Origin of the sequence: Listeria sp. SHR_NRA_18, from assembly GCF_003856515.1 — a bacterium.
Lineage (GTDB): Bacteria > Bacillota > Bacilli > Lactobacillales > Listeriaceae > Listeria_A > Listeria_A newyorkensis.
The window spans coordinates 1-452 of the sequence record NZ_QPKR01000059.1; the positions used below are offsets into that span (position 1 = coordinate 1).

Genomic DNA, 452 nt, shown 5'->3' on the forward strand with positions numbered 1-452 from the left:
CTACAACGTGGCATGGGTGGTTTCTGCCCCTTCGGCTTTGGGGAAATACAGACGTTCTTCATAACCCTGGTCGCGCAGCACCACATGGTCGCGATGAACCGCCAGCAGCACGGTGCCGGGGCGCACTTCGGCGCCCGGCAGGAAGCGCTGCGAGCGCCCGGCCACCGCGATCAGCGCCGCCGAGCGGTCCTCGCGACGCGCCAGGAAGCAGGCCAGCAGGCGCAATTGCAGACGCTCGCCCGCCGTCGCGCCGCGCGGCGACGGAGCGCCACCGAACAAGCCGGCTAACGCCGCGCGCGGGGCCGCTGAAGGGTTGGCTGGCGGCGCCGGGGCCGCTGCGGCGGGCAATTCCGCCAGCTCGCGGCGCAGCGAGCGCGTCTGGCTGGCCAGGCTGGCGCTGAGCAACGCCAGCAGCAGCACGCAAAGCACAGCGGGCGCATGCCCGGCCAGGC

1 protein-coding gene is annotated in these 452 nt (G+C 72.6%); it reads right to left on the reverse strand.

Annotated elements, in window-relative coordinates; genetic code table 11:
- Positions 1–452: type II secretion system protein N (locus DUK53_RS17130; protein ID WP_124893246.1), on the reverse strand; the 452-nt coding region annotated here is incomplete at its 5' end.